We start from the raw sequence: 13,168 nt of genomic DNA, 5'->3' as shown, positions 1-13,168 counted from the left end.
CTGAGTCTAGCCCCCCAGGCGAACATAAACCTCTCGGGTATTGCGCAGATTAATCACAGCCCTCACGGTGCACGCCCGCTGGCGCGTTACACAGCACGAACAGCCGGGCCCGCGCGCCGCCGCCGTCCTGCTGGCTGAGCTGACGCCATCCGGCCGGCAACGGGGCAAACTCATCCGGCGGCTCCGCGGCGCTGATCAGCCATACACGCTGGATCTCGGCGGGTAACGCCGACAAGCGATCAAGGTAGATGCGCCCGCCATCCTGGTCCACCAGGGTGCCAAAACCATAGGCATTAGGCCGGGTGGACTTGCCGGCGGCGGTCGGCGGTGTGAAAAGCTGCAACTGGGCGTCGGTCTCGTCGTAATAGACGTAGGGCAGGTACCACAGCATGTCGCTGATGACGATGCGGTCATCTTCCTGGTAGTTGCGATTGACGAACTCCACCACCACGTTGAATTGATCATGCTCATCGACGGTGGAGTTGGTTTTCACGCCCACCAGATCGACCCCGACAAACAACACGAAGACTGCCGCCGCTGCGAGCGGCAGGCGCGGCGACAGACGGTCGACGGCCAACGCCACGATGATCGGCAAACTCATCGCGTAGGCGGTGAGATAACGCTCGATAAACACCGGGGAAATAAACGAAACCCCATAGACCAGCAGCACTGGCAGCATGAAAAAAAGCCCCAGCAGCCAGCCAAAGCGAAAGCGGCTTTGATCGCGCCAGGCAGTCATACCGACCAGCGCCATCAGCAATAACGGAAACACCACAAAGAGCGGTCGCCACAAGTGGTCGCCCGGGTCCTGAATGAGGAACTGCCACACCATCGACGGCACGGAATACAGGTTGACCGGGTCTTCCCAGCCAATATCACCGCCCACCTTGAGTTCTTCGGTGTGCTGCACCAGGCCCAGCAGATTCGGGAGCCAGGGCAAGTACAGCAACACAATGGCAACGTTGGCCAACCACCAGCCCGCACGCGTGATCAGGCGCATGCCGCCGGCCCGTGGCTGGCGCAGCAACAGCAGCCATGACCAATGCACCAGCACGCACAACGCGGTGAAATAGTGGGTGTAGAAGGCTGCCGTCATCAACAGCGCATAGGCCACCAGATAGCGCTTGCGCTCAGGCTGGCGGACCCAATACACCAAGGCCAGGGTGGCGGCCAGCAGCCACACGCCCAGCAGCGAATACATCCGCACTTCCTGGCTGTAGCGCACTGCCGTGGGCAGCAACGCCAACAGAATCCCGGCCAGCACCGCCGCGCGACGGGTCGCGATCAGCCTTGTCAGCCAGACTCCCAGGCCGACTGCGACCACACCGGGGATCGCACTCATGCTGCGCAGGGAGAAAATGCTGTCGCCGAACACCTCGATCCAGCCGCGCAGCATGCAGAAATACAGCGGCGGGTGAACGTCATGTGCGGCGTGAAACCACAGGTCTTCCAGGGAATACTCGGCGAGCAGCAGGCTTGAACCTTCATCGCCCCAGATGGCGGAGGCGGTCAGGCCATAGAAACGCACGGCCATGGCCAACGCCACCAGCGGTACCCACCACAACCGAGCCAGCCAGCCGGCATTCTCCCAAAGGCCAGGATTGAGCACGGGCAATGCCCCGGCCTTGTTGTCTTGTTCCGCCACAGAGCGTCGCACCTCTACTTCCTCACCCACTACTGAACCTGCGCTTGCGCGAACACCCGCCACTCTAGGTCAAAAGGCCTTGATTCGCCCGCTGTTTTGCATGGATTTGACCAACCATCCGCCAATCGGACAAATCTGAATTTTGCGCAGGACGTCTCCGACGCTTTCATCGGATCACGCTATGATTGCTGCCTTCCATGGATTCAGGATCAAGGACATTTCATGCGCATCGGTCTTCTGTCACCCCTGGCACTGGCATTGCTCGCCACCCTTCCCTTCCAGGCCCACGCCAGCGGCGATGACTCTTGCTACCCGGATTGGCGGGTGTCGCGCAACAGCCTGGACGTGTGCAGCAACCTGCCCTTCCTGAGCCCCGGCAATGACAGCCGGGTCAACCTGCGGCTGTTGCTGGCGGACAAAAACGTCATGCCGCTGGCGCCGAATGCCTTGGGCGAGCAGGACGTGTCCGAAGGATTTGGCCCGGTGCCCTTTCCGGTGTATCGGCTTATGCCGGCTGCGGATGAGCCCGACAACAAACCCGACGACTCGCGCACCGCCGAACTGGATGCACTGCTCAGCCCGCTGGGCATCACCCGCGACGACGCCAAGACCGCCGGTGAAGCCTTCCTTTCCGGCGAAGGCAGCCGCTGCCGCAGCAACGCCGATGACAGCGCCGCCGCGTTTATCAGCCAGGTGGTGAAGGCCGATGTACCGCAGGCCGAGCGCCAGTTACTGGCCAAGCTGCGGCTGCAGATGCTCGGCAGTTGTTCCTCGGACGGCGTAGCGGCAGGCGAGGCCGACCAAATCAAATCGGCAGACGGCCAGGCATTGCTCACCTACCTGAAAGCCGCCGGGGACTTTTACAGCGGACGCTTCAGCGATGCGCAAAAAGGTTTTGCCGGGCTGACGAGCAGCTCGCTGCCCTGGCTGAAGGAAACAGCGCTGTACATGACCGCCCGCACCGCGCTGAACGACGCCCAGCAAAATGCCTTCGATGAATACGGCACGCCGTCGCTTGAACATGTGGATAAGTCTGCCCTGCAACGGGCCGAAAGCGCTTTCGACGACTACCTGAAAACTTATCCACAGGGCGAATACGCCGCCTCCGCCCGTGGCCTGTTGCGCCGGGTGCACTGGCTGGCGCCCAACCCCGACAAACTGGCGGACGACTTTGCCTGGCAACTGACCCAGGCCACCGATGCCCAGCGCAACGTGTCGCTGGATGAACTGGTGCAGGAAGCGGACACCAAGCTGCTGACCAGCACCACGGCACCTGTGGGCAACCCGCTGATCCTGGCCCTCAACGACCTGATGTGGATGCGTGCCGGTGAGCCGCCGAAGCTCACGCGTGAAGCGCTCGATGCACAAAAAGCGGTGTTCGCGCAGGAGCCCGCGCTGTATGCCTACGTGCAGGCGGCGTTTGCCCTGAACGTCGAGCATCAGCCCGACCGTGCCTTGAAGCTGCTGCCGCAAGACGTGCCGTCGAATCTCGACTACTTCGCTTTCAGCCAACAGACCCTGCGTGGCCTCGCGCTGGAAGCCAAGGAAGACTGGAAAGCCGCCGAGGCGCTGTGGCTGCAACTGCTGCCGCTGGCCAAGCAACCGTTGCAACGTGACCAGCTGGAGCTGGCCTTGGCGATGAACTACGAACGCAGCGGCCAGCTGGCCAAGGTATTCGCCGCCGATTCGCCGATCAGTGCCAAGCAGGTGCGCTATATCCTGCTGCGCAACGTCGCCGGTCCCGACCTGCTGCGCCAACAGCTTGCCCATGCCGAAGACCCGGTAGAGCGCCAGACTGCGCAATTCACGCTGCTCTATAAAGACCTGCTGCGCGGCCAGTTCGAGACCTTTGCCGAGGACCTCAAGCAACTGCCCGCCTCGGTTCCCGATGACAAGCTCGGCACCAGCCTGGGCTACGTCTACAGCGGCGGCCAGTCGTTGAGACTGTTCCAGTGGAACGGTGACAAGGCCGAGTCCGGCTACACCTGCCCGAGCATCGCGCAAATCGCCAGCACCTTGCAGGCCGATCCGAAAAACCCGCAGGGCCTGAACTGCCTGGGGGAATTCGTCCTGCGTAACGGCCTGGACGGCATGCCCCTGGAACAGGCGCGCTCCGCCGGCAGCCTGGGCAGCACTGCCTCGCCCTTCAAGGGTGAAACCTTCTCGCGACTGGAGGGCTACAAGCGGGTAATCGGTAATCCCAAGGCACCGCGAAACGACAAGGCCTACGCGCTGTTTCGTGCCATCAACTGCTACGGACCTTCGGGCTACAACAGTTGCGGCGGCGAAGACGTCGACAAGAACGTGCGCAAAGGCTGGTTCCGCCAGTTGAAAACCGGGTTCGCCGACACCCAGTGGGGCAAGTCGCTGCAGTACTACTGGTAAGCCGTGAAGCGTTTCTGGCTCGCCCTGCTCCTGCTGGCAAGCCCGGCCTTCGGCGCGGTGGACGCCCGCGACCATGATGCATTCTGGCTGTGGAGCGGCGTCGCGCCGCAGCCGGTGCTCAAGCAGGCGAAAACCCTGTACATCCTCCAGGGCCAGATCAACTCGACCCGCCGCGCGCCCCGGCGTGGCGTGCAATTCATCGCCCAGGGCATGAGTGTGCCGCGCATCACCCAGGGTGAAATCTGGGTGGTGTACCGCGCCCACACCCTGCACTGGCCCGAGTCGGTGTACAGCCAGATGCTCGGCCAGGTGCAACGCTGGCGGGATGCGGGCAACCCGGTGGTGGGCATCCAGATCGACTTCGATGCGCGCACGCAATACCTCGACGAATACGCGGATTTCCTGCGCGACCTGCGCCAACGCTTGCCCAAGGATCTACGCCTGAGCATCACCGGGCTGATGGACTGGAGCAGCAATGCCGACCCGGCCGCCATCGCACAACTCAAGGGCGTGATTGATGAAGTGGTGGTGCAGACCTACCAGGGCCGCCACAGCATCCCGGACTACGCGGCGTATCTGCCACGGATGAACCGGTTGGGGGTGCCGTTCAAGATTGGGTTGATTCAGGGTGGGGCATGGGAGGAGCCGGGGTATTTGAAGGGGAGTGAGTGGTTTCGCGGGTATGTGGTGTTTTTGCAGAATCCCTGAGTGCCCACGGTCCTTGGACTGTGGGCACTCAGGGCTAAAAAACGCCCGCGAATGACCGCTATCTACCAGTCATAAGTCAAGCTCGACACCACCGTGCGCCCTTCCCCGTAGTAACAATCCAGGTCACTGGTGCATTGCGACACGTAGGTCTTGTTGGTGAGGTTCTGCACGTTCATTGCCAGCTTCACGCCTTTGAGCTTGAACGCCGAGCGGCCCAGGTCGTAGCTCAGGCTGGCGTCGTAGACGGTATAGGACGGAATGCTGAACGCCCCTGCGTAGTAATCACCAAAGCTGCTGCGAACGTAACGCGCGCCCAAGCCTGCGCCAACACCGGCCAGGGGTGTGTCGCCGAGGACGGTGTAATTGACCCACACCGAAGCGGTAAGCGGTGAGATGCCTGCCGGGTGTCGGCCTTGGCGGCCGTCGTTGTCCTTGGTGTATTTGATGTCGTTGCGCGCTGCCGAGGCGACCACGTCCCAGGCATCGCTGAGGGAGGCCTTGGCTTCCAGCTCCACGCCACGTGAGCGCATGGCACCGCTCTGGGTGCTGAAGGTGGTGTCTACCGGGTTGGTGGTCAGCACGTTTTTCTGATCCAGTTGATAGACCGAAACCTGCACAAAACTCTTCTGGCCCGGCGGCTGGTATTTCAGGCCGACTTCGTACTGGTTGCCGGTAGAAGGATCGAACGGTTTGCCGCTGATATCGGTGCCCGACAGCGGCAGGAAGGATTCGGAGTAGCTGATAAACGGCGCCAGGCCATTATCGAACAGGTACACCAGACCGGCCCGGCCGGTGAACGCCTGGTCTTTGCTGCTGGTGCGGGTGTCGGCCAGTGGCTCCTTGTTGACCACGTTGGCCCAGTCGTAGCGCCCGCCAAGGACCAGCGCCCACTTGTCCAACTTGATCTGGTCCTGCACGTACAAGCCGGTCTGGGTCACGGTGCGGTCCCAGCGATAAGGCTGGCCGAAATTCAGCCGCTGGCCATAGACCGGCTTGAACAGGTCGATCACCGGCGGATTACGATCGTACAGGCCGTGGAATTGCGAGTTGAAGTGGTAGTAATCCAGGCCAACGATCAACGTGTGGGACAGGGCGCCGGTGTCGAACTCCGCCTGGGCGATGCTATCCACACCGAATACTTTGTTGTGCTGCGACCAGTCCACACCGAAGCGTTGCAGATAGCGTTGGTCTTGCACGCCAGTTACCGGGTTGGGCACAAATCTGTAGCCGTGCAACGGTGCGGTGTAGCGGTCGTCCACTTCGGCGTAGCGAGCGTTTTGCTTGAGGGTCCAGGTGTCGTTCAGGCGATGGGACACCTCATAGCCCAACACGTACTGCTCGCGGTTGTACTGGTTGACGCCTGGCTCACCGATGAACACATCACGCTTGATCTTGCCGTTGGGGTTGTCCCAGATCGTCCCGGACGCGGGCAACCCCTGGGCCTCGGGCACGCCTTTGTCTTTCTGGTACTGGGCGAACACGGTCAGGCGCGTGTCGTCATTGGGCTGCCAGGTCAGGCTGGGAGCGATGAACTGGCGTTTGTTCTCGACGTAGTTGATCTCGCCCTGTTCGTCCTTGGCCAGGCCGGTGAGGCGATAGAGAAACTCGCCCTGCTCATCCAGCGGTCCTCCGAGGTCGATGGCGGCGCTTTTGTGCTCGTAGGTGCCGGCCTCCAGCACCACTTGATGCACCGGGGTTTCGCTGGGGCGCTTACTGACCATGTTGACGATGCCACCCGGTTGGTTCTGCCCGTACAAGACCGAGGCCGGCCCCTTGAGCACTTCGATGCGCTCCAGGGAATAGGGCTCGATCTGCAAAGCACCGCCGGTGCTGCCGCCGCCGTAGGGCAAGTGCAAACCGTCGAGGTACAGCGGCGTCGGCGTAAAGCCACGGGAAGTAGGCTCATCAAACAGTTTGACCCGATCGGAAAAACCGCCGGCCGTCATGCCCGGTGTATAGAGCAACGCCTGGGTAACGCTTTGCGCGCCCCGCGCCTTGATCTCGGCGGCGGTGATGACGTTGATGGTCTGGGGGATTTCCACCAGCGCCGAATCGGTCTTGCTCCCGGTGGCGCTGCGCTTGGCAACGATGCCGTCGACCGGGCCCCAGGCCGTTTCCTGATCCTGTTGACCACTGATCTGCGTCGCACCGAGTTGCAGCGCGCCGCTCGCGGGCAGGGCCTGCAATGACCAGCCGCCCTGGGATTGCACCGCGACCAATCCGCTGCCGGCCAACAAACGCTCCAACCCTGGCCCGGTGGCGTAGCGGCCCTGCAAGCCGGCGCTGCGCTTGCCTTGGGTCAGCAAGGCGTCCACCGACAACAGAATCCCCGAGGCGCTGGCGAACTGGTTCAAGGCCTGGTCGAGGTTGCCCGCCGCAATGTTGTATTGGCGCAGGGCTTCAGCACTCTCCTGGGCCTGGACCACGCTCGGCACCACAGGCGCCGTCGCCAGCAGACTGACAAACAGGCCACGGCGCAGGGCGCGGGCCAGGGGTTGGATTGGGTGGTGCGACATTGCAGGGCTCCCCGTGAGAACGCTTCTTGATTGGCTTTCAAGAGGTATCCCGGACGGGGTTGGAAAACCGACAAGCCGCAGGCAAAAAATTTTTTTAGCCCCGCGCCTTGATCGTGACCCAATAGCGCGTCACCGCCTGTACCTGTACCGGCAACGAACGCTCAAGCGCGTGGAGAATTGCGTCGGTGTCATTCAGCGGAAACACGCCGGTCAACAGCAAGCCGGCCACTGCCGCATCGCAGCGCAACAGCCCCGGGCGATAACGGCTCAACTCGGCAACGAACTGCCCCAGCGGCTGGCGCTCGGCGATCAAGCGGTTCTCGGTCCAACTGCTGGCATTGGCATCCACCGGCACCAGCGTCGAAGTCCGGCTGGCGCTGAACCACAGGCTGTCCCCGGCATTCATCTGCACCGCCGCACCGCGCACCGGACGTACCTGCACACGTCCTTCATACAGGTCGACGCGGCTGCCATCGTCCACTTCACGCACGGCAAACCGGGTGCCCAAGGCCTGCACATCTCCGGCCGGGGTTTCGACGATCAATGGCCGGGACGGATCGTGGCCGCTGGTCAGCAGGATCTCGCCGCGTATCAGGCGGATACGCCGCTCACTGGCGCTGAAGCGCAAGTCGACCGCGCTGTTGCTGTTGAGGTCCAGGCGCGTGCCATCGCTCAAGGTCAGGTGACGAATCTCGCCGGTGGCGGTGCGGTATTCGGCAAACGCCGCCTGCCAGGGCTGGCTGCTTTGCACCAGATAGCCGCTGCCACCGGCCACCAGCAACAGCCCGAGCAGTTTCAATGCGGCGCGGCGTTGGGTGTCCGGTGTATCGCGTAACACCGCACGGGCACTGTCGACAGGCACACCGCCGAGGGTTTGCTGTAACTGCTGCAAGCGCTTCCAGGCGCGCCGGTGTTCCGGATCGGCCTCCTGCCAGCGCGCGAAGGCCTGGCGCTGATCGCCGTCCATCTCGCCGCCCCATTGCAGCATCAACCACTCGCTGGCCTGCTCGACAATGGCCGGGGCAATCGGCGCTTCGTGCCGGGTTCTCATTCTTCGTAGACGACCTGGTAGCAGGCGAGAATCGCCCGGGTCATGTACTTCTGCACCGAGCTGACAGTGACCTCCAGGCGCTCGGCAATCTGTGCGTAGCTCAGCCCTTCGAACTGCGACAACAGAAATGCGCGGCGCACGTTGTCGGGCATGCGGTCGAGCATGGCGTCGATCTGCATCAGGGTTTCGAGGATCAGTGCGCGGGTTTCCAGGGACGGGGATTCGGGCTCCGGCAGGTGGGCAATGCTTTCCAGGTAGGCACGCTCGATGCGCAGGCGTCGCCATTGATCAATCACCAGGTTGCGGGCGATCTGCGTCAGGTAGCTGCGGCTTTCCTTGTCACCGGGAAAGCGCCCCGATACCAGTAAGCGCAGGAAGGTGTCCTGCGCCACATCGGCGGCGTGTTCGCGATCCCCCAGGCGTTTGCGCAGCCAGCCTTGCAGCCAGCCATGATGGTCGCGATACAGGAGATGAAGCTGTTGCCGGCCGTCAGTCGCGGTGTCCATGAAAAGCTCGGATACGTTATTGAGAGCAATTATCATTACACCTTGTTGCGTGGCTGGCAAAGTTCTTTGTCATTCAGCGTCCGGCGGTCTGCAACGGGTACACCGATTCCCAGCCCCCGCCCAATGCCTTGTACAACCCGACCATGGCCAGGGACACGCCGGTGGAGCTTTCCACCCACTGCTCCTGGGTCGCCAGCAACGCACTTTGCACGGTCAGTACGTTGACGAAATCCACCACGCCTTCGACGTATTGATGCTGCGCGGTGCTGAGGGCGATCTGGTTCTGCCGCACGGCTTCGGCGAGGCTGTCGCGCCGCAGTTGGCTGGCGTTGTAGCGGGTCAGTTGATCGTCGATTTCATGCCAGGCCCGCAGCACGGTCTGCTGGTAGGCCAGGGCCGCCTCCTGTTGCTGGGCTTCGCGCAGATCGAGCATGCCTTGCAACCGGCCACCGTTGAAAATCGGCAAGCTCAGTTGCGGGCCGAAGGCGAATGCACGCGAACTCCACGAGCCGAAATCCGCCAGCTGCAACGCCTGGGAGCCCACGCTGCCAGACAGGGTGATGCGCGGGTAGAAGTCGCCCTTGGCCACACCAATGGAGGCGGTGGCCGCATGCAAGCGAGCTTCGGCCTGGCGGATATCCGGGCGGCGCTCAGCCAGTTGCGACGGCAGGCCGATGGCGACCTGGCGTTGGGTTTGCGGCACCGCAGCGTCCTTGGACAGTTCGGCGTACAAGGCTTGTGGCGGCTCGCCCATCAGCAGGCTCAGGGCGTTGATCAACTGGTCCTGGCGTTGCTGCAAATCCGGCAGGCGCGCCTCGATGGCGGCCACTTGAGCAGCGGCTTCGGCTACGTCCAGGTCAGTGGCGACACCGTCGGCCAGGCGCAGTTGCGAGAGCTTCAGGCTGTGGCGCGCCACCTCGAGGTTTTGCTCGGTGACGGCGCGGGTGTTTTGCACGCCGCGCAGCTGGATGTAGTCCTGGGCGGTTTCCGCCAGCACCGACAACAGCACCGCGCGGCGGTCGTTTTCGGCGACTTGCAGGGTGGCGTCGGCGGCTTCGGTTTCGCGTTTTACCCGACCCCAGAAGTCCAGTTCCCAGGCGGCGGAGAAACCCATGTCCCACTGGTTGAACGCCGAGCGGCCGTTCTTGCCCGAGGCATCGCTCAAGCCATCGGCGCTGTTACGCTGACGCAGGTAATCGCCGGTGGCGTTGACGGTCGGGTAGCGCTCGGCGGTGATCACCTGGCGCGCTGCGCGGCTTTGTTGCAGGCGGCTGCTGGCGAGTTTCAGGTCAAGGTTATCGGTCAGCGCGCGATGGGTAAGCGCGGTGAGCTGCGCGTCGTGGAACACTTCCCACCAGCGCTCTTCCAGCGGGTCGTTGACCGCGTGGCTGGCGGCTTGTCGGCCATGGGGCTCGGTCCATTGGCCGACGGGATTCTGCGGGCGCTGGAAGTCCGGGCCGACGGTGCAGGCACTCAGGGTGAGCAGGCTCAAGGTTAACCAGGCAAGACGTCTCATTGCTGCGCCACCTCACGTTGCTGGGCGGCGGCGTGGGTGTCGACGCTGGCTTCCACCGACATGCCGACCCGCAGGCGCTCGGTCAACGCCTGGCCGGGCTCCAGGATGATTTTTACCGGAATACGCTGCACCACCTTGGTGAAGTTGCCGGTGGCGTTGTCGGGTTTGACCGAGGCAAATGTCACGCCGGTAGCTGGCGCCAGGCTTTCGAGGTGGCCCTTGAGCACTTCGCCGTCGAGGCTGTCGACCTTCACGTCCACCGTTTGGCCAGCGTGCATGTGGGATAACTGGGTCTCCTGGAAATTGGCCACCACGTAGGCCTCGGCCAGCGGTACCACGGCGAGGATCTTGCTGCCCGGCGTCACATAGGCGCCGACCCGCACCGCGCGCTCGCCGACCATGCCGTCCACCGGCGCGACGATGCGGGTGTACGACAGCTGATAGCTGGCCATTTCCAGCGCGGCCTGGGCACGTTTCAGGCCGCCCTCTGCCGCATCACGCTGGGCGCTGAGAATTTCCACCTGCTTGCGTTCAGCGGCCAGCACCGCCGTGGCATTCGCCAGGCGTGCGGTGGCCTGGTCAATACGCGTCTTGGCTTGCTGGGCGTTCTGTACGGTGCCGGCGCCTACACCCGCGAGGTGGTTATAGCGGTTCAGTTCGTGTTCGGCAAACGCCACTTCGGCGCGATCCGCCGCCACAGTCGCCTGGGCCTGGGCGATCACCGAGCTTTGGCGCTCCAGGGTTGCCGTGGCATTTTTCAGCTGCGCCTGGGCCACCAGCGTATCGGCATCGGCCGCCTGGGCAGCGGCGCGGAAGTCACGGTCATCAATCAGCGCCAGCAACTGCCCGGCCTTGACCCGCTGGTTGTCTTCCACCAGCACTTCCTTGATGAAGCCGGCCACACGCGGCGCCACCAGGGTGTAGTCAGCGGCGACGAAGGCGTCGTTGGTGCTCTGGCGTTTGCTGCCGAACACACCCGGCGCCAGCAGGTAAACCAGCACACCTACGGCAAACACGGTGATGACGGTTACAGCGATTTTGTCTTTGCGTTTCATAACAATCCCTTTGGCTCAGTGAGCAATCAAGTCGGCGCGCGGGGCGGATAAATCCGCGTCGGCATCCAGAAAATCAGCAGGATCAACGCCGCCGCGACACCGGCCATGACGTAGTAGAGATCCGAAGAGGTGAGCACCACGGCCTGCTCGTGCAGCCGATGGGCAAGGCCGGCGGCATCGCTGTCGGCCAGGGGCGAGTTGCCCAGGCTGTCCACCAGCATGGTCGAGTGGAAATGCAGGCGGTGTGTGGTCAGGGCATCGAGCACGCCGGTGGCGACCACGGCGGCCAGGCCTTTGACGGTGTTGAACCACGCCGAGGCGAACGGCCCGTCCTGGGGCGTGATGCTGCCGGTGGAGAGCATCAGCAGCGGCAACACCGCCATCGGTTGCCCGAAGATTTGCAGCAGTTGCAGCACGTAGAAATCATCGCGAATCCATGCCGACGTAAGTTGCGCCCCGCCCACGCAGGACAGGATCAACATGCTCAAGCCAATGCCCAATACCCAGCGGCAATCGACCCAGCGCAAGTTGCACAACGCCGCCACCAACGGCAGTGCGATCAACTGCGGCAGCGCCATGATCAGCATCACCGGTGCAGTTTGCAGCGGGCGGTAGCCTTGGACCTGGGCCAGGTAGCTGGACGGAATGATCGTCACCGCCAGCAGCACGATCAGCACCCCGGCGAGCACAATCAGCGCGAACGACAGATTGCGTAGCCCAAGCATCTGCAACTTGAAAAACGGCATCGGGTGCGACCACTCGTTGATCATGAACAGCACCAGCAACACCAGGCCGCCGATCAACAATGAGGTAATCAGCGGCGACTCGAACCAGTCCAGCCGATTGCCCTGCAACAGGCCGATCACCAGCATGCAGATCGCCGGGAAGCCCAACAGCAAGCCGCGCCAGTTGAACTGCTTGAAGCGCTCCAGGCGCAGCGGGTCCTGGGGCAAGCCGTAGGCCACGGCCGCCATGGCCAGCAGGCACGGCCCGACAATCTGCCAGAACGCCCATTGCCAGCCGACGTATTCGGTCCACATGGCCGCCAGCGGTGTGCCGAGGCTAGGGCCGAAAGTGGCCGTGAGGGCATAGCCGGCCAGGCCGTACAGCTTGACGTTGGCCGGCAGGAACCGCAGGGCCACGGTCATCAGCATCGGCGGCAAGGCGCCACCGGCCAGGCCTTGCACGGTGCGCAGGATCAGCAGGCTTTCGTAGTTCGGTGCGAACGGGCACAGCACGCCAAGTATGGTGAACAGGCCGATGGCGCAGAGGGTGAAACGGCGCAGAGAGAACGTCACCGAACACCAGGGTGCAAAGGCCATCGCCGAGACAGAGGTGGCGGTGTAGGCAGCCACCAGCCAGGTGCCTTCGTCGAAGCCGATGTACATCGCACCACGAATATCGGCGAGAGCGACTTTGGTCACCATCTCGTTGAGGCCGGACACCAGTACCGCAAGCAATACGCCCACCAGGCCGATGATGATGCGCGGGCCGAAAACGGGCGGGGTAATAGCGGTCGGTTTGGCTGCGGCCAGGGGTGCGGGAGCAGCGAGGGACGTCATGAACTACAACTCGGAATAGGAAATACCCGAGCAGTTTAATAAGGCTTAGACATGACAAAAAGTGACTTATCGGAAGCTTATAAGTGCACCAGACGCAATGATCAAAATGTAGGCGATCTCTGTGGGAGCCGGGCTTGCCCGCGATTGCATCACCTCGCTATGCCTGAAAAACCGTGTCGCCCGCATCGCAGGCAAGCCAGCTCCCACATTGACCGGGCTCACTT

The 13,168-nt window shown here is 62.9% G+C and carries 9 protein-coding genes; 2 read left to right on the top strand and 7 right to left on the bottom strand.

Going from position 1 to position 13,168, the window contains the following annotated elements:
• Positions 1-49 precede the first annotated feature (49 nt).
• Positions 50-1,645: a glycosyltransferase family 39 protein gene (locus tag HX817_RS17380; protein WP_177040684.1), complete on the bottom strand. Its 1,596-nt coding sequence runs from the start codon at positions 1,643-1,645 to the stop codon at positions 50-52.
• A gap of 222 nt (positions 1,646-1,867) precedes the next feature.
• On the opposite strand from HX817_RS17380, the gene HX817_RS17375 reads away from it, so the two are divergent.
• Together HX817_RS17375 and HX817_RS17370 are read left to right on the top strand one after the other, a co-directional pair.
• Positions 1,868-4,030: an outer membrane assembly lipoprotein YfiO gene (locus HX817_RS17375; protein ID WP_087693601.1), complete on the top strand. Its 2,163-nt coding sequence runs from the start codon at positions 1,868-1,870 to the stop codon at positions 4,028-4,030.
• A gap of 3 nt (positions 4,031-4,033) precedes the next feature.
• Positions 4,034-4,738, top strand: a complete 705-nt coding sequence (locus HX817_RS17370) for a DUF3142 domain-containing protein (protein WP_008433644.1) — start codon at positions 4,034-4,036, stop codon at positions 4,736-4,738.
• 62 nt (positions 4,739-4,800) lie between these two features.
• Here HX817_RS17370 and HX817_RS17365 read toward each other — a convergent pair whose 3' ends face one another.
• The 6 genes from HX817_RS17365 to HX817_RS17340 form a co-directional block, all read right to left on the bottom strand.
• Positions 4,801-7,254 carry a TonB-dependent siderophore receptor gene (locus HX817_RS17365; protein ID WP_177040682.1) on the bottom strand — a complete coding sequence of 818 codons (2,454 nt, stop codon included), beginning with the start codon at positions 7,252-7,254 and terminating at the stop codon, positions 4,801-4,803.
• Between the two features lie 94 nt (positions 7,255-7,348).
• Positions 7,349-8,305 (bottom strand): FecR domain-containing protein, encoded by a 957-nt coding sequence (locus HX817_RS17360; protein ID WP_008433641.1) that lies wholly within the window; start codon positions 8,303-8,305, stop codon positions 7,349-7,351.
• Positions 8,302-8,811, bottom strand: a complete 510-nt coding sequence (locus HX817_RS17355; protein WP_008433639.1) for a sigma-70 family RNA polymerase sigma factor — start codon at positions 8,809-8,811, stop codon at positions 8,302-8,304. Before HX817_RS17355 ends, HX817_RS17360 begins: the two co-directional genes overlap by 4 nt.
• Before the next feature lie 73 nt (positions 8,812-8,884).
• Positions 8,885-10,327 carry an efflux transporter outer membrane subunit gene (locus HX817_RS17350; RefSeq protein WP_177040680.1) on the bottom strand — a complete coding sequence of 481 codons (1,443 nt, stop codon included), beginning with the start codon at positions 10,325-10,327 and terminating at the stop codon, positions 8,885-8,887.
• Positions 10,324-11,382, bottom strand: a complete 1,059-nt coding sequence (locus HX817_RS17345) for an HlyD family secretion protein (protein ID WP_003218219.1) — start codon at positions 11,380-11,382, stop codon at positions 10,324-10,326. Before HX817_RS17345 ends, HX817_RS17350 begins: the two co-directional genes overlap by 4 nt.
• A 26-nt stretch (positions 11,383-11,408) precedes the next feature.
• Positions 11,409-12,944 (bottom strand): MFS transporter, encoded by a 1,536-nt coding sequence (locus HX817_RS17340; protein WP_087693599.1) that lies wholly within the window; start codon positions 12,942-12,944, stop codon positions 11,409-11,411.
• Positions 12,945-13,168 lie beyond the last annotated feature (224 nt).

Origin of the sequence: Pseudomonas sp. C6002, from assembly GCF_013385805.1 — a bacterium.
In the GTDB taxonomy this organism is placed as follows: domain Bacteria; phylum Pseudomonadota; class Gammaproteobacteria; order Pseudomonadales; family Pseudomonadaceae; genus Aquipseudomonas.
This window is presented reverse-complemented; position numbering and strand designations above follow the sequence as displayed.